The following is a 20,471-nucleotide window of genomic DNA, read 5'->3' on the forward strand; positions in this document are numbered from 1 at the left end:
GTGAGTCGACCCCGCATCCTGATCGCCGGCGCGGGCTTCGCCGGGTACCGGACGGCCCGCACCCCGGCCAGGCTGACGCGGCAGAAGGCCGACATCACCCTGCTGAACCCGACCGACCACTTCCTGTACCTGCCCCTGCTGCCCCAGGTCGCCGCCGGCGTCTCACTGTCCGGGCCGGTCGCCGGCGCGGTCACCCGGGGTTACCACCTCGTGGCGATGCCCGGAAACCGGGTGCGCGTCGCGGCGGACTGGCTGCTGGACGCCGTACTCCCGCGCCAGGGCGTGCAGTTGGGGCTCGTGCAGTCCTGGTCGGTGCCGCTGGACACGGCCTCGCCGGAGCTGGCGCGGGTGCCGGACGGCGCACGTCGCAAGGCCCCGGAACGGGTGCCGGAACAGTCGTCGGGACGGGCCGCCTCACAACGGTCCGCCCCATCGGAAGGAGAGTCGTGAAAATCGCCGAAACCCTGCACAACACCGCCGAACTCGCCGAGCTGGGACAGCAGTTGCGTGTCGACAGCATCCGGGCCTCGGCCGCCGCGGGCTCCGGGCATCCGACCTCGTCCATGTCCGCCGCCGATCTGATGGCCGTACTCCTGGCCCGCCACTTCCGCTACGACTTCGACCGGCCGACCCACCCCGGCAACGACCGCTTCGTCCTCTCCAAGGGACATGCCTCACCGCTGCTCTACGCCGCCTACAAGGCAGTCGGTGTCATCGACGACGCCGAACTGCTCACCTACCGCACCCTCGGCAGCCGACTCGAAGGGCATCCGACACCCCGGCGGCTGCCCTGGGTCGAGACGGCCACCGGATCGCTCGGCCAGGGGCTGCCCGTGGCCGTCGGTATCGCGCTGGCCGGCAAGCGGCTCGACCGCACCGGATACCGGGTGTGGGTGATGTGCGGGGACAGCGAGCTGGCCGAGGGGTCGGTGTGGGAGGCCGCCGAGCACGCCTCGTACGAACAGCTCGACAATCTGGTCCTCGTCGTCGACGTCAACCGGCTCGGACAGCGCGGGCCGACCCGCCACGGGCACGATCTGGACGCCTACGCCCGCCGGTTCAAGGCCTTCGGCTGGCACACGGTCGAGGTCGACGGGCACGATGTCGAGGCCGTCGACCGTGCCTACGCCGAGGCCGGGTCCACGACCCGGCAGCCTGTCGTCGTCCTCGCCCGCACCCTCAAGGGCAAGGGAGTCGCGGCCGCCGAGGACCGCGAGGGCCTGCACGGCAAGCCGCTCAAGGACGCCGACGACGCGATCGCCGAACTCGGCGGGCCCCGCGACCTGCGCGTCCGCCCGCCCGAGCCGCGTGCCGCCCGCGCGCTGCACGCCGTACGCGCCGGACACCTCGAACCGCCCCGCTGGGCCGAGGGCGAGAAGGTCGCCACCCGGGACGCCTACGGGCAGGCGCTCGTCGCGCTCGGCAACGCCCGGGGCGACATCGTGGCCCTCGACGGCGAGGTCAGCGACTCGACGCGCGCCGAGGCCTTCGCCAAGGAGTACCCCGACCGGTTCTTCGAGTGCTACATCGCAGAACAGCAACTCGTCGCCGCCGCCGTGGGGTTGGCGTCGCGCGGCTGGGTTCCGTACGCGTCGACCTTCGCCGCGTTCCTGACCCGCGCCCATGACTTCCTGCGCATGGCGGCGGTCAGCGGGGCCGGCATCAACCTCGTCGGCTCGCACGCGGGTGTCGCGATCGGGCAGGACGGGCCCTCGCAGATGGGCCTGGAGGACCTGGCGATGTTCCGCGCGCTGCACGGCTCGACGGTGCTGTATCCGTGCGACGCCCACCAGACCGCGCGGCTCGTCACCACCATGGCGGGCCTCGACGGCATCCGGTATCTGCGCACCTCGCGCGGTGGGACCCCGCTCCTGTACGGGCCCGACGAGGAGTTCCCCGTCGGCGGCAGCAAGGTGCTGCGGTCCGCCGGGCGCGCGGACCGGCTGACGGTGGTCGCGGCGGGCGTGACCGTCCACGAGGCGCTGGCCGCCGCCGACGCGCTCGACGCCCAGGGCATCCCGGTGCGGGTCGTCGACCTGTACTCCGTCAAGCCCGTCGACCGGCTCACCCTGCGCCGGGCCGCCGAGGAGACCGGCTGCCTGCTCACCGTCGAGGACCACCGCGAGGAGGGCGGTATCGGGGACGCGGTCCTCGACGCCTTCCTCGACGGACGGCCGGCGCCCCGGCTGGCCCGCCTCGCCGTTCGTACGATGCCCGGCTCGGCGAGCCCCGACGAGCAGCTGCACGCCGCGGGCATCGACGCCGAGGCCATCATGGCGGCGGGCCGGCTGCTCGTGGAGGAGGGGATCGCGCCGTGACCGACGGCGACTCGATGGTCCGATCCCGCGGGGTTTGAGGGGCTGATCCTGGGCCACCCGATGTCCAGGAGACCTATGACGAATTCATCGCACTCATCGCACTCGGAATCAAACGCACCCGAGTCGGCCATGGAGATCATGCGCGGGGCGCGCGACCAGCTCGCGGAACTCACGGGTATGACCGCGGAGACCGTGACGTCCTTCGAACAGACGGAGAACGGCTGGGCGTTGGAGATCGAGGTCCTGGAACTCACCAGGGTCCCCGACACCATGAGCCTTCTCGCGAGCTACCGCGTGGACCTCGACAAGCGGGGCGAACTCACCGGCTACCGGCGGGTCCGCCGCTACGAACGCGGACGCGCCGACGCGCGCAGGTCCGACGGCCGATAACCCGGAGCACATCACCGGATCACATCAACAGGCCTGCCCCGGCTGGTACTTCGCCCGGCAGGTCCTTCACCAGACAAGGAGGGGTGGACGGTATGACCGTTGTCCCGGCACAGCAGAGCGGCGGAGGTGGCGGCTCCAGCGGCCTCTACGACGTACTCGAACTCGTTCTCGACAAGGGGTTGGTCATCGACGCGTTCGTACGGGTCTCCCTGGTCGGTATCGAGATCCTGAAGATCGATGTCCGGATCGTCGTGGCCAGCGTCGACACCTATCTCCGGTTCGCCGAGGCATGCAACCGCCTCGACCTGGAGGCCGGGCCGAACCGCAGCCCCGGACTGCCCGAACTGGTCGGTGAGATCACCGAGTCCGGGGCGAAGGGCAAGTCGAAGGGGGCACTGTCCGGTGCCGCCGAGACCATCTCCGACGCCTTCCGGCAGTCCCGTGACGAGGGCCAGGCCGAACCCAGGCAGCAGCAGACCCGCACCCGCAAGACCGCGGCCGCGCGCAGGAAGGAGGAGCAGGAGTGAGCACCAGCAGCGACCCGGACGCGACCAACGCCACGATCAACGAGACGGCCGACGCCACGAGCATCGGCACATACGTCTACGGCATCACCGCCGCCACCCACCCCGCACTCCCCTCCTTCGCCAAGGAGTTGTGCGGTGTCGGCGACCCGCCGCGTACCGTGCGTGTCCTGACAGCGGGCACCCTCGCGGCGATCGTCAGCGACGCACCCGAGAGGCTGCGCCCCAAGCGCAAGGACCTGCTCGCCCACCAGCATGTGCTGGAGGAGGCGGGCGGGGCCGGCTGCGTACTGCCCATGCGGTTCGGCAGCGTGGCACCGGACGACGACGCGGTCGTCTCCGTACTGACCGAACGCGCCGAGCACTACGAGGAACGGCTCCGGGCCCTCGACGGCAACGTCGAGTACAACGTCAAGGCGAGCCACGAGGAAGAGGCGGTCCTGCACCGCGTGCTGGCGGAGAACCCGGAGATCCGGGCGTTCACCGAGGCCAACAGGCAAGCAGGCGGCGGCAGTTACGACGACCGCGTGCGCCTCGGCGAGATGGTCGTGTCCGCGGTGAAGGCCCGCGAGGCGGAGGACGCCGTCGAGGTGCGACAGGCGCTGGAGCCGTCCGCGGTGGCGGTGAGCGTGGGCGCCGAGTCGACCGGCTGGCTGGCCAACGTGTCCTTCCTGGTGGCCCGCGACTCGGCGGAGGTGTTCCTCACCGCGACCGAGCAGCTCCGCAAGGCGCGCCCCTACCTCGAACTGCGGGTCCACGGGCCGCTGCCGCCGTACAGCTTCGTCGAGCCGGGTCCGGGCGAGCCCGCGGGTTCCACGGCGGGCGGACTGGGCGCCGGGGCGGAACAGAGCCGGACATGGGACTGATCTCGGAGGTGCTGCTGCTGCCGTTCGCACCGGTGCGCGGCAGCGCCTGGGTGATCGGACAGGTGCTGCACGAGGCGGAACGGCTGTACTACGACCCGGCCACGGTCCGCTCCGAACTCGCCCAGCTGGAACAGCAGTTGGAGGCGGGTGAGATCGACGACGAGGAGTTCGACCGCCGCGAGGACGAGCTCCTCGACCGGCTGGAGACAGGCCTGCGCACGGGCGTGGGTACCAACAACGGGACGGCACGAGGATGAACCGAGTGGGACTGGGCCTCGCGGTAGGGGCCGGATACGTTCTTGGACGTACGAAGAAACTGAAACTGGCCTTCGCTGTCGGCACCCTGGTGGCCGGCAAGCGGATGCAACTGAGCCCCAAGGCGCTCGCGGACCTGGTGTCCGGGCAGCTGCGCGACAACCCGCAGTTCAAGGAGATCGGCGACCAGTTGCGGGTGGATCTGCGGGGCGTCGGCAAGGCGGCGTCGGGCGCACTGGTCGAGCGGCAGGTCGAGGCCCTGGCCAACCGTCTGCACGGCCGCACGGCGGAGGTCCGCGATCAACTGGCGGGCGTCGTACCGGAGACGCCGGGCCGAGGCCGCGACGACGAGGCTGACGAGGCCAAGGACGCCTACGACGAGTCGGCGGACGAGGAGCGCGACGAGGAGGAGCCCGTCGGGCGGAGCGAGCGGCCGGCCAGGAAGGCGGCGGCGAAGAAGACGGCCGCCGCGAAGAAGGCGGACCCCAGGAAGACGGCGGCATCAGGCCCCGCGGCGAAGAAGGCGACCGCCAAGAAGACGGCGGCGAAGAAGACGGCCGCGGGTCGCGGTACCCGCGCGCGGCTGCCCAAGGGAGGCGGTGAACGATGACCGACACCCTCAAGTCCGTCAAGTCCGCCGGATCCGGGAAGGGCAACCCGATCACCGACGTCGCCAGGAGCGAGGCCGCCGACCGGCTGAAGACGGAGGTCCAGGAGTACCTCGCCGCCCAGGCGCAGCGCCTGCTGACGGGCGTCGGACACCGGCTCGGCGAGACGACCGTCAAACTCAACGACATCGCGGACGGCAACAGCCCCGGCTTCGCGAAAATGGCCCTCGACGGCGGCCGCAAACTCGCCGAGGGGAAGGGGCCCCTGCGTTCCGCCCTCGAAGTCGGCGCAGGACACGCCAAGGACAGCGTGGTCGGCGCCTTCAAGAACCTGACCGGTGGCAAGGGCAGGCGAAAGGGCGGGGCGGGAAAGAAGCCGACGGTCGTCATCGAGTTCGTCGACGTCGGGGTCCCGCTGCGCACCGCCTACGACCAGTGGACCCAGTACCAGGACTTCAGCACCTTCGCGAAGGGCGTCAAGAGCGCGAACCGCGCCGACGACACGACCTCCGACTGGCAGCTCAAGATCTTCTGGTCCAACCGGAGTTGGAAGGCCCACACCACCGAGCAGGTGCCCGACGACCGGATCTCCTGGACGTCGGAGGGCGCGAAGGGCACGACCAAGGGCGTCGTCTCCTTCCATGAACTCGCCCCGAACCTCACCCGCGTACTGCTGGTCGTCGAGTACTACCCCAAGGGCCTGTTCGAGAAGACCGGCAACATCTGGCGCGCCCAGGGCCGGCGCACCCGGCTCGACCTCAAGAACTTCGCCCGCTTCATCACGATCAAGGGCGAGGCGGACGACGGCTGGCGCGGAGAGATCCGGGACGGCGAGGTGGTCGTGAGCCACGAGGACGCCCTCGCGCAGGAAGAGGAGGAACAGGCGGCAGAAGAAGGGGCCGAGGCGGAGGACGCGTACGAGGACGACGTCGACGAGGAGGCCGAAGCCGCCGAACCCGAGGGTGAGTACGAGGAGGAGGACGAGAAGCCCGAGGACCCGGAGTACGACGACGAGGCGGCGTACGACGACGAGGACGAGGCGGCGTACGAAGAGGACGTGGACGAGGGCGAGGCCGCGTACGAGCCCGAGCCCGAGACGGAGACCGCCGAGGACGAGACCGAAGCCGAGCCCGCGACCCGGCCCCGGAGTCGTCGATGACTTCGCCGGCGAGTCGGCTGCCCCAGCCCTACAGCCATGACGGTGGCTCCAACCTCGCCGACATCCTTGAACGGGTGCTGGACAAGGGCGTGGTGATCGCGGGGGACATCCGGATCAATCTGCTCGACATCGAACTGCTCACGATCAAGCTGCGGCTCATCGTTGCCTCCGTCGACAAGGCCAAGGAGATGGGCATCGACTGGTGGGAGGACGACCCGGCGTTGTCCTCCCGCGCCCACCGGGGCGAACTCGCCCGCGAGAACGCCGAGTTGCGTGAACGGCTGGCCGAACTGGAGCGCGGGGGAGCGCCGAAGGAGACCTCATGACCGGACTGCGGTACGTCTACGCCGTCTGCCGCCCCTTCGACGCGGCCCTGCAGGCCCGGTTGACGGGGGTCGCGGGCGCCCCGCCCGAGTTGCTTGTCCACCGCGGTCTGGTCGCGGTCGTCAGTACGGTGCCGGAGGAGGACTTCGCCGAAGAGCCCCTCCGGCACCGGCTGGAGGACCTCGACTGGCTGACCGCGACGGCGCGCGCCCACCAGGCCGTGATCGACGCGCTGACCGCCGTCACCACACCGCTGCCGCTGCGGCTCGCCACCGTCTTCCGGGACGACAGCGGCGTACGCGTGATGATGGAGGAACGCGAGAACGACTTCCACCGCACTCTCGACCGCCTCGACGGGAGGGTCGAGTGGGGCGTGAAGGTGTATCTGGAAAAGGCCGACGAGGCCGACGCGGAATCCGATTCCACTTCCACGCCGGTCCCGTCGGACCCGCCGGTGACCTCCGGCCGGGACTATCTGCGTCGGCGGCGACAGCACGCCAGGACGAATGAGGACCGGTGGCGCGGCGCCGAGACGTTCGCCGTCGAATTGCATCGCACCCTTTCCGGCTGTGCCGAGGACCACCGGCTGCACGCGCCGCAGAACTCCGCGCTTTCCGGTGCGACCGGGCAGAACGTGCTCAATGCGGCCTATCTGGTTCCGCGCGAGGATTCCGAGCAACTCGTGGAACTGGTCGACCGGACGAAAGGCGACGCGGACGGCACCGCCGGCGGGACCCCTACGGGACTGCGGGTCGAACTCACCGGTCCCTGGGCCGTCTACTCCTTCACCGGAGACGCCGAAGGCTCCGCGAAGAACGAGGAAGAGAACGAGGAGGGGGACGCGTGACCGTCGTCGAACGCCGCGAGGTCGCCCTCGTCGACCTGCTCGACCGGCTGCTCGCCGGCGGGGTCGTCATCACCGGGGACATCACCCTGCGCATCGCGGACGTGGACCTCGTCCGGATCGACCTGAACGCGCTGATCAGCTCAGTGAACGAACAAGTGCCGTCGCCCTGGGGAGAGTTGACGTGAGTGCACGTAAACGGCTCGACCTGGAACCCGACACCGTCGAACGGGATCTCGTAAAACTAGTCCTGACCGTGGTGGAGCTGCTCCGGCAGCTCATGGAGAGGCAGGCCGTGCGCCGCTTCGACACGGGGGAGATGACCGAGGAGCAGGAGGAGCGCGTGGGGCTCACACTCATGCTCCTCGAAGACCGGATGGCCGAGCTGAGGGAGCGGTACGGGCTGCGGCCCGAGGACCTGAATCTGGACCTCGGGCCGCTGGGCCCCCTACTGCCGAGGGACTGAACGCCCAGGGACGGGTACGCCTGGGGACGGGTCATTCGCTGTTACCGGGTCACCGGCTACCAGCGGTACCAGCGACCCCTTGATCCGCTCGCACTCGTGCCCCGCACCAGGAATCCCAGCAGCCAGACGACGAGCACGATGAGTGCGATCCACCAGAGTATTTTCACCGCGAATCCGACGCCGAAGAGAATCAGGGCCAGAAGCAGTACGAGCAGAATGGGAACCATTGTGCACCTCCTGGACTCCGAGTTTCCCGAAATCGGAGTCTCAGACATCGGCCGGGGAGTTCGGCCGGTATTTCGGTGTCAGCCGGCCTTTCGGCAGAGGATTTCGCCGTGCGGGACGGTGAACCAGGCGTCCTCCTGCCGTCCCCACTCCCGCCAGGCCTCCGATACCGCCCGCAGCCGCTCCGGGGTCGCCAGACCGCCCTCCGTCGCCCGGTCCGCGTAGGCCGACGCGAGCGTCCGGTCCGCCCACAGGCCGCTCCACCAGGCCAGCTCGGCGGTGTCCGCGAACGTCCACGTGCTGGAGGTGGCCGTGATGTCCGTGAGCCCGGCCCGCAGCGCCCAGGACTTCAGCCGACGTCCCGCGTCGGGCTCGCCCCCGTTGGCCCGGGCCACCCGCCGGTAGAGGTCCAGCCAGTCGTCCATGCCCTCCGACGCCGGATACCAGGCCATGGCCAGGTAGTCCGAATCGCGGACGGCGATGTACCCGCCCGGTTTGGTGACCCGGTGCATCTCGCGCAGCGCCCGCACCGGGTCACCCACGTGCTGGAGCACCTGATGGGCGTGGACCACGCAGAACGTGTCGTCCGGGAAGTCCAGCGCGTGGATGTCCGCGACCGCGAATTCGACGTTGGTGAGACCCCGCTCGGCGGCCGTGGCCCTGGCCTGGTCGAGGACTCCCGGTGCTTGGTCGACGCCGGTGACCTGCCCGTCGGGGACCAGTTCGGCCAGGTCCGCGGTGATCGTGCCCGGGCCGCAGCCGATGTCCAGGATTCTCATGTGCGGCTTCAGCGAGCCGAGGAGGTAGGCCGCCGAGTTGGCGGCGGTGCGCCAGGTGTGCGAGCGGAGCACGGACTCGTGGTGCCCGTGCGTGTAGACGGCGGTCTCCTGCGGCTGTGACTGCGGCTTGGACATGACCGTGCCCCTTCTCGTCTTCTCGAACAACCTGCTCCGAACGACTCGCTCATCACCGTACGCAGTCGTGCCGAATAATGAGACCCACGTCTTGAGATGTGGACAAGGTCGCTCAACAAGTCTCTCGGGGAGGTCAGTTCCGGCCGAGCGGGCGGTAGACAGTCAGTGCCTCGGGGAGTTTTTCGAGGGTCACGCTGCCCTCCACCTCCGTGACCTCGCCGTCGTACGCGAGGAGGGTGCCCGGCGCCACGTCGTCCACCCGGAGACGGCTGACCAGGACGCCCGCGTGGGCGGGGGAGCGGGTCAACGGTCCGGCCAGGGCCGCCGCCAGGAGACGCAGCGAGGGCCCACGGCCGCCGTGCACCACCCGTACGTCGAGCCGCCCGTCCGCCAGGTCGACCCGGCGGGCCGGTACGAGGCCGAGCCGGTGGTAGGTGCCGTTGCCCGCGAAGAGCAGCCACAACGGGCGCCGCTCGCCCCGGAGTTGAGCCTCCAGAGGATGGCGGTCGGCGCGCAGGACACGAGCCGCCGCGACCACCCCGGCCGGCCAGGCGCCGATCCGGTCGGACCAGCGCTCCCGTTCGCGCACCAGCTCCGGATAGACGCCCAGGCTGCACGTGTTGAGGAAGACGCCCTCCTGGTCGCCGGACCGGAACCGGCCCACGTCCACGCGCACCGCCTCGCCCCGGCGGACCGCCCGGCCGATGTCCCGGGCGTCCTCGACGCCCAGGTCGAGCGTGAAGTGGTTGAGCGTGCCGCCGGGCAGTACGGCGAGCGGCCGTCCGTAACGCAGGGCGACCGCGGCGGCCGTGTTCAGCGTGCCGTCGCCCCCGCACACGCCGAGTACCTGACAGCGGGCGGCCGCCTTCTCCAGCTCGCTCGGCAGGTCCTGAGGCGCGCACTCCACGATCTCCGCGAGCGGCAGCGCGACCTCCAGGGCGCGGACCCGGTCGGCGGTGCCGGCCGCCGTGTTCGAGACCAGGACCAGACCCTCGCCGTCGGGCAGCGCCGGGGCCGCGGCGTGCGGCCGGGCCGGGGGCGCGGACCGGTCGCGGGCCGGCATGAGCTCCCGTACGGCGAACGCGGCGCCCGCGCCGAGGGCCGCGCCGGCCAGGACGTCACTGGGGAAGTGGACGCCCGTGTAGACCCGCGACATCGCCACCGAGAAGGCCAGCGGTGCCACCACCGCCCCCAGACCCCGGGACTCCAGGGCGACACCCGTCGCGAACGCGGCCGCCGACGCCGCGTGGCCGGACGGGAACGACGTGGTGATCGGCTGCCGCTTCAGCTGCCTGACCATCGGTACGGCGTCCAGTACGGGGCGTGGACGGCGTACCGAGCGCTTGCCGACCGTGTTGATCGTCGCGGAGGCCACGGCGAGCGAGGCCAGGCCCCGGACGGCGGCCCGGCGGGCCCTGGGGCTCCCGGTGGCCGCCAGGGCGGCGGCCGTCGCGAACCACAGGACGCCGTGGTTCGCGCTGCGGCTCAGCCTCGGCAGGACGCGCTCGGCGCCCGGCCAGTTCCTGGTGGCTGCGGTCTCGAACAGCCGGAAGTCGAGCTTCAGCAGTTTCTCGCGCAGGGCGTGGCTGCCGAGCTGCGGGACGGTGAGGTCGATGTCTGCGGTCATGAGGCTCTGGGTACCCTGAAGTGAGCCTTTTTGTCTTGTCGAACAGGTCACGGGGCTCGTCGGGAAGCCGTGGGGCGAGAATTCGTGGGGCGAGAGGAAACCTGTATGCGTCTGCTGCTCATCCGGCACGGTCAGACCCCGTCGAACGTGAAGTTCCTGCTGGACACCGCGGTTCCGGGGGCAGGGCTGACCGAGCTGGGAGAGAGGCAGGCCGTCGCGCTGCCGGAGGCCCTGGCGGGTGAGGCTGTCGACGCGATGTACGCCTCCACGCTGATCCGTACGCAGCTGACCGCAGCGCCCCTGGCAGAGGTGCGTGGCCTCGACGTCCAGGTGCGCGACGGGATCCGCGAGGTGAGCGCCGGGGACCTGGAGATGCGGGGCGACCCCGAGTCCGCGCACACCTACATGACCACCCTGTTCGCGTGGGCGGCCGGCGACACGGAGCTGCGGATGCCGGGCGGGGAGAACGGCGTCGAGGCGCTCGGGCGGTTCGACTCGGTCGTCGCGGAGGCTGCGGACAGCGGGGCCGGCACGGTCGTCATGGTCAGTCACGGCGCCGCGATCCGGATGTGGGCGGCGGCCCGCGCGGACAACGTCGACGTGCCCTTCGCCGCCGAGCACCGGCTCGACAACACCGGCGTGGTCGTCCTTGAGGGTTCCCCGGCGGACGGCTGGAAGGCGGTGTCCTGGGCGGGCGCGGTCGTCGCGGCGGCCGGACCTGGTGCGGGCAGCGGGCCGGCGGGAGAGGCGCTGCACGGCTAGGACCTGTCCGGGCGTGGATATGGGTTTGCCCGGGGTCGTGGTGGGCCCGCAGAATGCGTCCTCATGGGACACCTCGAAGCAGCGCATCTTGAGTACTACCTTCCCGATGGGAGGGCGCTGCTCGGCGATGTGTCGTTCCGGGTGGGCGAAGGGGCCGTCGTGGCCCTCGTGGGGCCCAACGGCGCGGGGAAGACGACGCTGCTGCGGCTGATCTCCGGCGAGCTGAAACCGCACGGCGGGACCGTCAACGTGAGCGGCGGGCTCGGCGTGATGCGCCAGTTCGTGGGCTCCGTACGGGACGAGACGACCGTACGCGACCTGCTCGTGTCGGTCGCCACACCGCGGATCCAGGAGGCCGCCAAGGCGGTCGACCTCGCCGAGCACGGCATGCTGACCGTCGACGACGAGGCGGCCCAGCTCCAGTACGCGCAGGCCCTCTCCGACTGGGCCGAGGCGCGCGGGTACGAGGCCGAGACCCTGTGGGACATGTGCACCACGGCCGCGCTCGGCGTGCCGTACGAGAAGGCGCAGTGGCGGCTGGTGCGCACCCTGTCCGGCGGTGAGCAGAAGCGGCTGGTGCTGGAGGCGCTGCTGCGCGGCACGGACGAGGTGCTGCTCCTCGACGAGCCGGACAACTACCTCGACGTACCCGGCAAGCGGTGGCTGGAGGAGCGGCTCGCGGAGACCCGGAAGACCGTGCTGTTCGTGTCCCACGACCGGGAGTTGCTCTCCCGGTCGGCGCAGAAGATCGTGTCCGTCGAACCCGGGCCCGCCGGTGCGGACGCGTGGGTGCACGGCGCCGGTTTCGCGACCTATCACGAGGCGCGGCGTGAACGGTTCGCGCGTTTCGAGGAGTTGCGCCGGCGCTGGGACGAGAAGCACGCCCAGCTGAAGAAGCTGGTCCTGAACCTCCGTCAGGCGGCCTCCATCAGCCATGAGTTGGCGTCCCGCTACGCCGCCGCGCAGACCAGGCTCCGGAAGTTCGAGGAGGCGGGACCGCCGCCCGAGCCGCCGCGCGAGCAGGACATCACCATGCGGCTCAAGGGCGGCCGGACCGGCGTAAGGTCCGTCACCTGCAAGGGACTTGAGCTCACCGGGCTGATGAAACCCTTCGACCTGGAGGTCTTCTACGGCGAGCGGGTGGCCGTCCTCGGCTCCAACGGCTCCGGCAAGTCGCACTTCCTGCGGCTGCTCGCCGGGGACACCGTGGCGCACACCGGTGAGTGGAAGCTCGGTGCGCGGGTCGTGCCCGGGCACTTCGCCCAGACGCACGCCCATCCCGAGCTGGAGGGCCGTACGCTCCTCGACATCCTGTGGTCCGAGCACGCGCAGGACCGGGGTGCGGCCTCGTCCCGGCTGCGCCGCTACGAACTGACCGCCCAGGCCGAGCAGCGCTTCGAGCGGCTCTCCGGCGGCCAGCAGGCCCGCTTCCAGATCCTGCTCCTCGAACTGCAGGGCGTCACGGCGCTGCTGCTGGACGAGCCGACGGACAACCTCGACCTGGAGTCCGCCGAGGCGCTCCAGGAGGGGCTGGAGGCGTTCGAGGGCACGGTTCTCGCCGTCACACACGACCGTTGGTTCGCTCGTTCGTTCGATCGATATCTGGTGTTCGGCAGTGACGGGAAGATCCGTGAGACCCCGGAGCCAGTGTGGGACGAGCGTCGGGTGGAGCGGGCGCGGTAGGGGCTTCACCCGGGCGGCGAGGGGTACCCGGCACGCGTACCGAAGGACTCGGACGCGACGAGTGGGGTGCCACCATGACCGGAGTCGACCCGGGCCGGCTGGACGACCAGCAGCTGATGAAGGAGCTGGAGACGATCCACCGGACCCGTCACGACACGTTGCTGTACGCGTCGAGCGACGCGTTGCGCGCCCACAACGACCGGATGGCGCAGCTGGAGGGCGAGTACCTGCGCCGCCATCCGCGCCGCCCGGTCGCCGCGGGCCGCACCCGCGAGGGCGCCCGGGACCGGGACTGCGCACAGGAGTGAGAACGGTGCCGCTGCCAGGCCCGGGGGCTCGTGGCAGCGGCACCCGCGGCGGTGGATCTCAGCGGCGCACCGGGGGAGATCCCAGCGCCGATGGGCCGCGACCGCCGCGACGAAGGCGGTCCGCTACCGGCGGGAAGAGCCGTCAGGCGGCCTTCTTGCCGAACTCGGACACGAGTGCCTCGCAGAACGCCTTCAGGTCGTCCGGTTTGCGGCTGGTGATGAGAACACCGGGTCCGCGGTCGCAGATCCGCACCTGCTCGTCGACCCAGTCACCGCCCGCGTTGGTCAGGTCGGTGCGCAGACTCGGCCACGAGGTGAGCACCCGGCCGCGGACGACGTCCGCCTCCACCAGGGTCCACGGGGCGTGGCAGATCGCGGCCACCGGACGGCCCTGGTCGAAGAAGTCCCGGACGAACGCGACGGCGCGCTCGTCGGTGCGCAGGAGGTCCGGGTTGGCCACCCCGCCGGGCAGCACGAGCCCGTCGAAGGACTCGGCCGCCACCTCGCCGACGACCTCCTGAACGGGGAACGTGTCCCCCTTGTCGAGATGGTTGAAGGCCTGGACCCGGCCCTGCTCGGTCGACACGAGCACGGGTTCACCACCCGCGTCGGCCACCGCCTGCCAGGGCTCGGTGAGTTCGATCTGTTCGACGCCCTCGGGGGCGGTCAGAAACGCGATTCGCATAGTCCTGTGGTCTCCTTTCCTGGTCCTTCCGCAGTCCCGCGGTCCGTTCCCCAGGGGCCCGGCTACGCGTTCTTCTCAGGACCGCTCACGACCGCCACGGCGAGCTCCTGCACGGAGGCGTAACGCGCCTTCGAGGGAAGCCGCTCCAGTGGCTCGACCAGCGTGTCGGGGGCGTGGCCGGCGCGCAGGAGGCCACGCAGCTCGCGCGGGCCGGCCGGGAAGGACGTACGGCCCAGATAGCGGGCCAGTTCGAAGCGCACCGTCTCGATCCCGGCCGGTGCGCGGCCGGGAGCCACGGGGCCGCCCGCGATCGGCGGGTCGTCCTCGGCGGCGGGTTCCGGGTCGTTCCACTCCTCCGTGCGGGTCGGATGGCCGGACCTGAGCAGGCCCTGGACCTGGTGCTTCATTTCGTCGTCGCGATGGGCGCTGACGCGGCCGCTGCCTTGTTGCATGCGTGCCTCCAGACTTCGGGGGTGCCAGCCGCGTACCCGAGGATCAGCGGACGACACACCGGAGCGGCCGGACAGCGCTCCGGACAGCGCTGAGTAAACCTGTTTGGCACGCATACGGCGGGGCAGGCGCAGCTTCAGTGCTTCGGACAGGAGGCACGTCCGTGGGAGCGGTGTATTACCGACCCGGGTGTCTCTGTCCCGGTGGTGCGCACTCTCCCGCGGGGACCCGTCCACCCCAAGCACTCCTAGGGAGTTGCGACGCACCATGCGAACTCACACGAGTCCGAAGCGGCATCCCCACAACGACGCCCCCGACACCGCCGAGGCCTTCCGCACGCTCGCCGCGCTCCCCCCGGGTCAGCAGCGCGACACCCTCCGGGCGAAGATCGTCGAGGCCTGGCTGCCCATGGCCGACCGGCTCGCGGGCCGCTTCCGGAGCCGCGGCGAAAGCCTCGACGATCTGCGTCAGGTGGCCGCGCTGGGCCTGGTCAAGGCCGTCGACCGCTACGACCCTGAACTCGGGAACGCCTTCGAGAGCTACGCCGTCCCCACGGTCACCGGGGAGATCAAGCGCCACTTCCGTGACCACATGTGGACCCTGCACGTTCCGCGCCGGGTCCAGGACCTGCGCAACCGGGTCCGGTTCGCCTCCCAGGACCTCTCGCAGACCATCTCGGGCCGCAGGCCCACCGTCGCGGAGATCGCCGAGCACGCCAACATGACCGAGGAGGACGTCAAGGTCGGCCTGGAGGCGCTGGAGAGCTTCACCGCGCTGTCCCTCGACGCCGAACTGCCCGGCAGCGAGGACGGATACTCCCTCAGCGACGCCCTCGGCGCCGCCGATCCGGCCCTCGACACCGTCATCGACCGCGAGGCCGTCAAGCCGCGACTGCGGGCACTGCCCGAGCGTGAACGCGCCATCCTCTACATGCGGTTCTTCGGGGACATGACCCAGAGCCGCATCGCCGAACAGCTCGGCATCTCCCAGATGCACGTCTCCCGCCTGATCAGCCGCTCCTGCAACCGGCTGCGGGACCAGGTCATGAAAGACGTGGCCTAGAGGGGCCTAGGGGTTTCCGGTCCGCGAACCGTTTCTGCCGCGTCGCGCTCACCGAGCTGGAGCCGCTCGGTGAGCGCTCGTGCGTCCGGCCCGCCGTCACCCGCTCGGGCGTGCGCGTCCCGCGAATGGTGCCCGGCCGCGCGCGCCCCGCCGCCGGGCGGGCTGTGATGGGGTGCGGGGCATCACCCGACGCTCCCCGCAGCCGCCGCTCGAAGGAGCCCAGCCATGCGCCGCACCGCCCGTGTCCTGTCCGTCGCCGCCCTGGCCGGTGCCGCCCTCGGCACCGCCGCCTCGGCCGTGTCCGCGGACGCCGCCGGGGAGGTCAACCCGCGCACCGTCGGACCCGGCGGCACCGTCACCGTCTCCGTGGCCTGCGAGGCGACCGGCGGCACCCCGCCCGCGACCATCGACGCGCACTCCCAGGGCTTCGAGCAGGGCACCGTCCAGCTCCAGCAGGTGCCCGGCAACGACGACCAGGTGACCGGCCCCGCCTACAGCGGCACCGCGAAGATCGCGCCCGCCTGGAGTCTCGAGGGTGACCAGAACGCGACCGCCCCCGCCGCCGAATGGACCGCCGACGGTACGTGTCCCGGGCAGGCCGGAGGCCAGGGCAAGGCGTGGAAGGCGACGTTCACAGTGACCCGCGACGGCACCGGCAGCGGCACCAGCACCAGCACCAGCACCGGCACCGGCACCAGTACCTGCGCCACCGACTCCCACGGTGACTTCCAGAACGGTGACTTCCAGGACGTGTCCTCCTGCCCCACGCACACCTCCGAACCCACCCCCGCACCGGTGCAGCGCGGGGTGGACGCGGGCCAGGGCGGTGCGTTCACCGACTCGGTGCCCGCACTGGTCGCCGGCGGCGTGCTGATCGCGGGCGCCGCCGGGGCCGCCGTACACCGGCTGCGCCGTAGGGAGAAGCCGGCGCGCGGCTGACCCGGACCGCCGCCCGCACCGCTCGCAGGGCCGGTCGAAGCAACCCGAGCGGGCTCCCACGAGTCCCTGTGACCGTGGGTACTCGTAGGCACAGGCGGGCACACGCACCGCACAGGCAACGCGCGGAGGAACGCATGCGGCGGACGGACTCCCAGGGGCACGGCCCCGTCCGCTACGGCCCGCCGCTCCCCGCCGACGGACTCCCCGTACTGCCCGAACTCGCCGCCGTGCTCGCCGCCGCGGCCACCCGTCCCGACGCCCAGCCGGCCGGCGGCGGCCCCGCGCTCCTCGACGCCGCCTGCGGCTACTGGACCCGGCGCGGACTGCCCGCCGAGCCCGACCAGGTGGCCGCCGCGCCCGGCGCCCCGGCCCTGCTGCACGCGCTGACCGCCGCGATCGGCGGCGACGTCCTGGTGCCCCGGCCCTGCCCGGCCTGGTGGGCGCCGCAGGTACGGGCGTTGGGCAGATCCGTGTTCCACGTGGGCACGCCGGCCGACTGCGGAGGCGTGCCGGACCCGTACGCCCTGCTGGAGACCGTACGGAGGGTGCGGGCCGAGGGCGGTGATCCGCGGCTGCTCGTGCTGTCCGTGGCGGACGACCCGACGGCCACCGTGGCGCCGCCCGAACTCCTGCACGAGACCGTCGAGGCCGCCGCGGGGGAGGGGCTGCACCTGGTCAGTGACGAGACCTGGCGCGACACCCTGCACCGGCCGCACGACACCGTGCTGCTCAGCCCGGCCGAGATGCTGCCCGACCGGGTCACCGTCGTCACCGACCTGCGCGGCGCGTCGCTGCCGCCGGGCTGGCCGGCCGCCCTCGCCCGCTTCCCCGCGAACGCCTCCGGAGACGCCCTCCGCGCGCGCGTGCTCGACGTACTCACCGCGCTCGGCGCCCGGATCGCCGAACCGGTCGCCGCCGCGGCCGGCTACGCGCTCGGCGAGCCCGAGCCCGTCACCGAACGGCTCACCGCCGCCGTACGCCTGCACGCGCGCGTGGCGAACGCCGTGCACCGCGCGGTCGTCGCCGCGGGCTGTCTGGCCCTGCCGCCCAGGGCCGGACGCCATCTGTACGTCGATCTCGGCCCCCTGCGGACCGCGCTGGGCGCACGCGGCGTCGGCGACGCCCAGGAACTGGAGGACCATCTCACCGACCGGCTCGGCATGCCCGCACCGGGCGGTCACCGGTTCGGGGACGACCTCGAGTCGCTGCGCGTCCGGCTGGCCACGGGCGCGCTGCTCGGGGACTCGCCGGAGGAACGGACACAGTCGCTCACGTCACCCGAACCACTGGAACTGCCACACGTGCGACGCGCGTTGACCCTGGTGGAAGCAACCTTCGACGATCTTTGTGACGACGCTCAGCGACGGGAGTCTCCTCGATGACGCAGCAGTCCGAGTCGACCACGACCACCAGCACAGACACCCGCATCGGCATCGTGAACAGCACGGTCGGGACCGCGCCGCCCGAGACGCTTCAGCCGCCGCACGGGCCCCGGGTGTGGCCCCGTTCCTTCGCCGACCGGCTGACCACCCCGTTGCCAGGCCTGAGGGGCATGGCCAGATTCGCCAGAGAGGGCGCGGTACGGCCGACCCCGGAAGGCCTCGCCGACATCCCGCGGCTGCCCTTCGAACCCGGCCCGCTGCCCCGCGTCGACGGGCGCACGGTCGCCGTCTCCTGGGCGGGACACGCCAGTTGGGTGGTCAGGATCGGCGGCCTCACCGTCCTCACCGACCCGGTCTGGTCGCGCCGCATCCTCGGCACACCGGCCCGGATCACCCCCGTGGGCGTCGCCTGGAGCGCGCTGCCGCACGTCGACGCCGTCGTCATCAGCCACAACCACTACGACCACCTGGACGCCCCGACCCTGCGCCGACTCCCGCGCGACACCCCGGTGTTCGTGCCGGCCGGGCTCGGCCGCTGGTTCAGGCGCCGCCGGTTCACGCACGTCACCGAGCTGGACTGGTGGGAGACGGCCGAACTGGACGGCGTCCGCTTCGACTTCGTGCCGGCCCACCACTGGTCCAAGCGCGGCCTCACCGACACCTGCCGCACCCTCTGGGGCGGCTGGGTGCTCACCGACCTGGACGGACAGCGCGTCTACTTCGCGGGCGACACCGGGTACGGCCACTGGTTCGCCCGGATCGGGCAGCGGTACCCGGGGATCGACCTGGCGTTGTTGCCGATCGGTGCTTACAACCCCCGGTGGTGGCTCAGTGACGTTCACTGTGATCCGGAGGAGGCGGTGCGGGCGGTCGTGGACCTTGGGGCGCGGCGGATGGCGCCCATGCACTGGGGGACGTTCGTCCTCTCGGCGGAGCCGGTCCTCGAACCCCTGACCCGGGTGCGGGCCGCCTGGGAGGGCGCCGGTCTGCCCCGGGAGGACCTGTGGGATTTGCCGGTGGGGGGCTCGCGGGTGCTGGGCTGAGTTTTCATCGCCCCCGCCGCCCCTACCCTTCCCGTCCTCGGGGGCGCTGCCCCCGAACCCCCGCTCCTGGTCTTTCAGCCCGTCTGGGGGTCCCCCCTCTGGGGGAGTTTGAGGACGAGGCCGTTCAGGCCGAAGCGGGGGCCTGGGGGCGGTAGCCCCCAAGGATGGGACGGGTAGGGGCGGCGGGGGCGAAGAAAGGCACTCAGCGCGCCCCGCCGACCCCCCGTACCCGGCGCCACGCGCCGGGGGCCGCGCTGATCGTCAGGGTCAGGGCGACCGCCCCCACCACGCCTTCCCAGGGCTCGTCGAAGAGCGAACCGCCGAGGACGCCGATCAGCTGGTACGTCGCGGCCCACGCGAGGCAGGCCGGGACGTCGCCGCGCGCGAAGCGGCGTACCGGCCACTTCGCCATCAGACAGGCCAGCATCACCGGGATGCGCCCGGCCGGCACCAGCCGGGACAGCACCAGGACCGTCACCCCGTTCTCGCTCAGCTTCCGCTGGGCCTGCGCGAGGCGGTCCTCGGGTGCCCGCGACCGGATCGCGGCCAGCCAGCGCGACCCGTTCTTCGAGTCCATCCCGCGCCGCCCCAGCCAGTACAGCGCCACATCGCCGAGGAACGCGGCCAGCGAGGCCACCGCGAACACCAGGACCATGGCGAGCGGCGCGGTCTCGTGGAAGGCCACCACGGCGGCCGAACTCACCAGCGCCCCTGTCGGCACCACCGGCACCAGCGCACCCACCATCACCAGCAGGAACAGCGTCGGATAGCCGATGGCCTGCCCCGTCGACCCCTGCCCCGAGGTCGAGGCGGCGGCCAGGACCACGTTCACCGCGCGACCCCCAGGCGCACGCTCTCCCCGTGCTCCAGCCGGTACACGTCGACCGCGGGCGCGCGAGCCGCCGCGAGCCGTACGAACTCCTCACCCGGCGCATGGAACTCATGGGGGCGCACGGCGTCCATCCCGATCGGCCAGTACGTGCCGTAGTGCACCGGCACCGCGCTGCGCGGCGCCAGCCGGGCCAGCGCCTCGGCCGCCCGCTCCGCGTTCAGATGGCCCTCCCCGAGATACGGCCCCCAGCCGCCCACCGGCAGCAGCGCCGCGTCGACCGGCCCGACCTCCTCGGCCATCGACGCGAACAGGCCGGTGTCCCCGGCGAAATACGTCCGCGCCTCGCCCTCGACCACATAGCCGAGCGCGGGCGCCCGCTGCGGTCCGACATTCAGCCGCCGCCCGTCGTGCCGCGCGGACACGGCCCGTACGACCAGGTCACCGACCTTCGTGTGGTCCCCGGCGACGACCTCCGTGATCCGCAGATGCGCCAGCCGGCGCGCCAGGCCCGGCACGGCCTTCACCGCACCCCGGGGCAGGATCAGGCGCGCGCCCGGCGCGAGGCGCGCGAGGGAGGGCACATGGAGGTGATCGGAGTGCAGATGGGAGACGAGCGCCAGGTCCGCGCGCCATGCGCCGGGCGGCGGCAACTCGCCCCGGCGACGGCGCAGATGGGCGAGCCGGCGCACGAACAGGGGATCGGTGAGCACGCGTACGCCCGAGTCCTCGACCGTACAGGTGGCATGACCCCACCACGTGATCTCCACCGGCACCCCATTGCCTCCTTCGCGCGACTCCCCGAAGC

Annotated in this window: 25 protein-coding genes and 1 pseudogene; 19 read left to right on the forward strand and 7 right to left on the reverse strand. The window is 71.8% G+C overall.

The window, feature by feature from the left end; genetic code table 11:
* Positions 1 to 156: 156 nt before the first annotated feature.
* From OG241_RS44320 to OG241_RS44375, 12 genes and pseudogenes are all read left to right on the forward strand, one after another.
* Positions 157 to 450, forward strand: a pseudogene (locus OG241_RS44320) (NAD(P)/FAD-dependent oxidoreductase); the annotation flags it as partial.
* The gene (locus tag OG241_RS44325; protein WP_405823998.1) at positions 447 to 2,318 is read left to right on the forward strand and encodes a transketolase; all 1,872 of its coding nucleotides are present in this window, start codon (positions 447 to 449) and stop codon (positions 2,316 to 2,318) included. The pseudogene OG241_RS44320 and the gene OG241_RS44325, both read left to right, overlap by 4 nt.
* Before the next feature lie 75 nt (positions 2,319 to 2,393).
* Positions 2,394 to 2,708 carry a gas vesicle protein gene (locus tag OG241_RS44330; protein WP_405824000.1) on the forward strand — a complete coding sequence of 105 codons (315 nt, stop codon included), beginning with the start codon at positions 2,394 to 2,396 and terminating at the stop codon, positions 2,706 to 2,708.
* A 92-nt stretch (positions 2,709 to 2,800) separates the two neighbouring features.
* Positions 2,801 to 3,235, forward strand: a complete 435-nt coding sequence (locus OG241_RS44335) for a gas vesicle structural protein GvpA (protein ID WP_405824002.1) — start codon at positions 2,801 to 2,803, stop codon at positions 3,233 to 3,235.
* Between the two features lie 62 nt (positions 3,236 to 3,297).
* On the forward strand, positions 3,298 to 4,098 hold the full coding sequence (locus OG241_RS44340) for a GvpL/GvpF family gas vesicle protein (RefSeq protein WP_405826770.1): 801 nt from the start codon (positions 3,298 to 3,300) through the stop codon (positions 4,096 to 4,098).
* Positions 4,089 to 4,355, forward strand: a complete 267-nt coding sequence (locus OG241_RS44345; protein ID WP_405824004.1) for a gas vesicle protein GvpG — start codon at positions 4,089 to 4,091, stop codon at positions 4,353 to 4,355. Before OG241_RS44340 ends, OG241_RS44345 begins: the two co-directional genes overlap by 10 nt.
* Positions 4,352 to 4,963, forward strand: coding sequence for a DNA primase (locus OG241_RS44350; RefSeq protein WP_405824005.1), 612 nt, complete (start codon positions 4,352 to 4,354; stop codon positions 4,961 to 4,963). The genes OG241_RS44345 and OG241_RS44350 overlap by 4 nt, the downstream gene beginning before the upstream one ends.
* Positions 4,960 to 6,120, forward strand: coding sequence for an SRPBCC family protein (locus OG241_RS44355; RefSeq protein WP_405824007.1), 1,161 nt, complete (start codon positions 4,960 to 4,962; stop codon positions 6,118 to 6,120). Before OG241_RS44350 ends, OG241_RS44355 begins: the two co-directional genes overlap by 4 nt.
* Positions 6,117 to 6,446 (forward strand): gas vesicle protein, encoded by a 330-nt coding sequence (locus tag OG241_RS44360; RefSeq protein WP_006376666.1) that lies wholly within the window; start codon positions 6,117 to 6,119, stop codon positions 6,444 to 6,446. Before OG241_RS44355 ends, OG241_RS44360 begins: the two co-directional genes overlap by 4 nt.
* The gene (locus OG241_RS44365; RefSeq protein ID WP_405824009.1) at positions 6,443 to 7,291 is read left to right on the forward strand and encodes a GvpL/GvpF family gas vesicle protein; all 849 of its coding nucleotides are present in this window, start codon (positions 6,443 to 6,445) and stop codon (positions 7,289 to 7,291) included. The genes OG241_RS44360 and OG241_RS44365 overlap by 4 nt, the downstream gene beginning before the upstream one ends.
* Positions 7,288 to 7,476 (forward strand): gas vesicle protein, encoded by a 189-nt coding sequence (locus tag OG241_RS44370; protein ID WP_006376647.1) that lies wholly within the window; start codon positions 7,288 to 7,290, stop codon positions 7,474 to 7,476. Before OG241_RS44365 ends, OG241_RS44370 begins: the two co-directional genes overlap by 4 nt.
* Complete coding sequence (locus tag OG241_RS44375; RefSeq protein ID WP_405824011.1) at positions 7,473 to 7,754, forward strand: gas vesicle protein K; 282 nt, start codon at positions 7,473 to 7,475, stop codon at positions 7,752 to 7,754. Before OG241_RS44370 ends, OG241_RS44375 begins: the two co-directional genes overlap by 4 nt.
* Positions 7,755 to 7,810: 56 nt before the next feature.
* On the opposite strand, the gene OG241_RS44380 is transcribed toward OG241_RS44375, so the two are convergent.
* From OG241_RS44380 to OG241_RS44390, 3 genes are all read right to left on the reverse strand, one after another.
* Positions 7,811 to 7,981, reverse strand: coding sequence for a hydrophobic protein (locus OG241_RS44380; protein ID WP_319094675.1), 171 nt, complete (start codon positions 7,979 to 7,981; stop codon positions 7,811 to 7,813).
* A 78-nt stretch (positions 7,982 to 8,059) separates the two neighbouring features.
* Positions 8,060 to 8,893 (reverse strand): class I SAM-dependent methyltransferase, encoded by an 834-nt coding sequence (locus OG241_RS44385; RefSeq protein ID WP_405824013.1) that lies wholly within the window; start codon positions 8,891 to 8,893, stop codon positions 8,060 to 8,062.
* A 133-nt stretch (positions 8,894 to 9,026) separates the two neighbouring features.
* Positions 9,027 to 10,520: a bifunctional phosphatase PAP2/diacylglycerol kinase family protein gene (locus OG241_RS44390; protein WP_405824015.1), complete on the reverse strand. Its 1,494-nt coding sequence runs from the start codon at positions 10,518 to 10,520 to the stop codon at positions 9,027 to 9,029.
* A 105-nt stretch (positions 10,521 to 10,625) separates the two neighbouring features.
* Between OG241_RS44390 and OG241_RS44395 the strand changes: the two genes are divergently transcribed.
* The 3 genes from OG241_RS44395 (at position 10,626) to OG241_RS44405 (ending at position 13,273) form a co-directional block, all read left to right on the forward strand.
* Positions 10,626 to 11,282 carry a histidine phosphatase family protein gene (locus OG241_RS44395; protein ID WP_405824017.1) on the forward strand — a complete coding sequence of 219 codons (657 nt, stop codon included), beginning with the start codon at positions 10,626 to 10,628 and terminating at the stop codon, positions 11,280 to 11,282.
* A 63-nt stretch (positions 11,283 to 11,345) separates the two neighbouring features.
* Positions 11,346 to 12,965 carry an ABC-F family ATP-binding cassette domain-containing protein gene (locus OG241_RS44400; protein WP_405824019.1) on the forward strand — a complete coding sequence of 540 codons (1,620 nt, stop codon included), beginning with the start codon at positions 11,346 to 11,348 and terminating at the stop codon, positions 12,963 to 12,965.
* A 74-nt stretch (positions 12,966 to 13,039) separates the two neighbouring features.
* Complete coding sequence (locus tag OG241_RS44405) at positions 13,040 to 13,273, forward strand: DUF6158 family protein (RefSeq protein ID WP_405824020.1); 234 nt, start codon at positions 13,040 to 13,042, stop codon at positions 13,271 to 13,273.
* Between the two features lie 142 nt (positions 13,274 to 13,415).
* On the opposite strand, the gene OG241_RS44410 is transcribed toward OG241_RS44405, so the two are convergent.
* Positions 13,416 to 13,958, reverse strand: a complete 543-nt coding sequence (locus tag OG241_RS44410; RefSeq protein ID WP_405824022.1) for a type 1 glutamine amidotransferase domain-containing protein — start codon at positions 13,956 to 13,958, stop codon at positions 13,416 to 13,418.
* 62 nt (positions 13,959 to 14,020) lie between these two features.
* On the reverse strand, positions 14,021 to 14,410 hold the full coding sequence (locus OG241_RS44415; RefSeq protein WP_405824024.1) for a DUF2795 domain-containing protein: 390 nt from the start codon (positions 14,408 to 14,410) through the stop codon (positions 14,021 to 14,023).
* A 265-nt stretch (positions 14,411 to 14,675) separates the two neighbouring features.
* On the opposite strand from OG241_RS44415, the gene OG241_RS44420 reads away from it, so the two are divergent.
* The 4 genes from OG241_RS44420 (at position 14,676) to OG241_RS44435 (ending at position 18,834) form a co-directional block, all read left to right on the forward strand.
* On the forward strand, positions 14,676 to 15,470 hold the full coding sequence (locus OG241_RS44420) for an RNA polymerase sigma factor SigF (protein WP_405824026.1): 795 nt from the start codon (positions 14,676 to 14,678) through the stop codon (positions 15,468 to 15,470).
* A gap of 225 nt (positions 15,471 to 15,695) precedes the next feature.
* Positions 15,696 to 16,409, forward strand: a complete 714-nt coding sequence (locus OG241_RS44425; RefSeq protein WP_405824027.1) for a hypothetical protein — start codon at positions 15,696 to 15,698, stop codon at positions 16,407 to 16,409.
* A 134-nt stretch (positions 16,410 to 16,543) separates the two neighbouring features.
* Positions 16,544 to 17,791, forward strand: coding sequence for an aminotransferase class I/II-fold pyridoxal phosphate-dependent enzyme (locus OG241_RS44430; RefSeq protein ID WP_405824029.1), 1,248 nt, complete (start codon positions 16,544 to 16,546; stop codon positions 17,789 to 17,791).
* Positions 17,788 to 18,834: an MBL fold metallo-hydrolase gene (locus OG241_RS44435; RefSeq protein ID WP_405824031.1), complete on the forward strand. Its 1,047-nt coding sequence runs from the start codon at positions 17,788 to 17,790 to the stop codon at positions 18,832 to 18,834. The genes OG241_RS44430 and OG241_RS44435 overlap by 4 nt, the downstream gene beginning before the upstream one ends.
* Before the next feature lie 202 nt (positions 18,835 to 19,036).
* On the opposite strand, the gene OG241_RS44440 is transcribed toward OG241_RS44435, so the two are convergent.
* Entirely contained in the window at positions 19,037 to 19,666 is a 630-nt protein-coding gene (locus tag OG241_RS44440; protein ID WP_405824033.1) for a DedA family protein, read from the reverse strand.
* The gene (locus OG241_RS44445; RefSeq protein WP_405824035.1) at positions 19,663 to 20,439 is read right to left on the reverse strand and encodes an MBL fold metallo-hydrolase; all 777 of its coding nucleotides are present in this window, start codon (positions 20,437 to 20,439) and stop codon (positions 19,663 to 19,665) included. Before OG241_RS44445 ends, OG241_RS44440 begins: the two co-directional genes overlap by 4 nt.
* Positions 20,440 to 20,471: the final 32 nt, after the last annotated feature.

The sequence above is a fragment of the Streptomyces sp. NBC_01390 genome (assembly GCF_045040105.1).
Taxonomy (GTDB): Bacteria; Actinomycetota; Actinomycetes; order Streptomycetales; family Streptomycetaceae; genus Streptomyces.

Bases quoted from the DNA above. Each gene is read 5' to 3' on its own strand.
- OG241_RS44330 (WP_405824000.1), top strand. From the start codon at position 2,394: ATGACGAATTCATCGCACTCATCGCACTCGGAATCAAACGCACCCGAG.
- OG241_RS44335 (WP_405824002.1), top strand. From the start codon at position 2,801: ATGACCGTTGTCCCGGCACAGCAGAGCGGCGGAGGTGGCGGCTCCAGC.
- OG241_RS44345 (WP_405824004.1), top strand. From the start codon at position 4,089: ATGGGACTGATCTCGGAGGTGCTGCTGCTGCCGTTCGCACCGGTGCGC.
- OG241_RS44350 (WP_405824005.1), top strand. From the start codon at position 4,352: ATGAACCGAGTGGGACTGGGCCTCGCGGTAGGGGCCGGATACGTTCTT.
- OG241_RS44355 (WP_405824007.1), top strand. From the start codon at position 4,960: ATGACCGACACCCTCAAGTCCGTCAAGTCCGCCGGATCCGGGAAGGGC.
- OG241_RS44360 (WP_006376666.1), top strand. From the start codon at position 6,117: ATGACTTCGCCGGCGAGTCGGCTGCCCCAGCCCTACAGCCATGACGGT.
- OG241_RS44365 (WP_405824009.1), top strand. From the start codon at position 6,443: ATGACCGGACTGCGGTACGTCTACGCCGTCTGCCGCCCCTTCGACGCG.
- OG241_RS44380 (WP_319094675.1), bottom strand. From the start codon at position 7,981: ATGGTTCCCATTCTGCTCGTACTGCTTCTGGCCCTGATTCTCTTCGGC.
- OG241_RS44385 (WP_405824013.1), bottom strand. From the start codon at position 8,893: ATGTCCAAGCCGCAGTCACAGCCGCAGGAGACCGCCGTCTACACGCAC.
- OG241_RS44390 (WP_405824015.1), bottom strand. From the start codon at position 10,520: ATGACCGCAGACATCGACCTCACCGTCCCGCAGCTCGGCAGCCACGCC.
- OG241_RS44395 (WP_405824017.1), top strand. From the start codon at position 10,626: ATGCGTCTGCTGCTCATCCGGCACGGTCAGACCCCGTCGAACGTGAAG.
- OG241_RS44400 (WP_405824019.1), top strand. From the start codon at position 11,346: ATGGGACACCTCGAAGCAGCGCATCTTGAGTACTACCTTCCCGATGGG.
- OG241_RS44405 (WP_405824020.1), top strand. From the start codon at position 13,040: ATGACCGGAGTCGACCCGGGCCGGCTGGACGACCAGCAGCTGATGAAG.
- OG241_RS44410 (WP_405824022.1), bottom strand. From the start codon at position 13,958: ATGCGAATCGCGTTTCTGACCGCCCCCGAGGGCGTCGAACAGATCGAA.
- OG241_RS44415 (WP_405824024.1), bottom strand. From the start codon at position 14,410: ATGCAACAAGGCAGCGGCCGCGTCAGCGCCCATCGCGACGACGAAATG.
- OG241_RS44420 (WP_405824026.1), top strand. From the start codon at position 14,676: ATGCGAACTCACACGAGTCCGAAGCGGCATCCCCACAACGACGCCCCC.
- OG241_RS44425 (WP_405824027.1), top strand. From the start codon at position 15,696: ATGCGCCGCACCGCCCGTGTCCTGTCCGTCGCCGCCCTGGCCGGTGCC.
- OG241_RS44430 (WP_405824029.1), top strand. From the start codon at position 16,544: ATGCGGCGGACGGACTCCCAGGGGCACGGCCCCGTCCGCTACGGCCCG.
- OG241_RS44435 (WP_405824031.1), top strand. From the start codon at position 17,788: ATGACGCAGCAGTCCGAGTCGACCACGACCACCAGCACAGACACCCGC.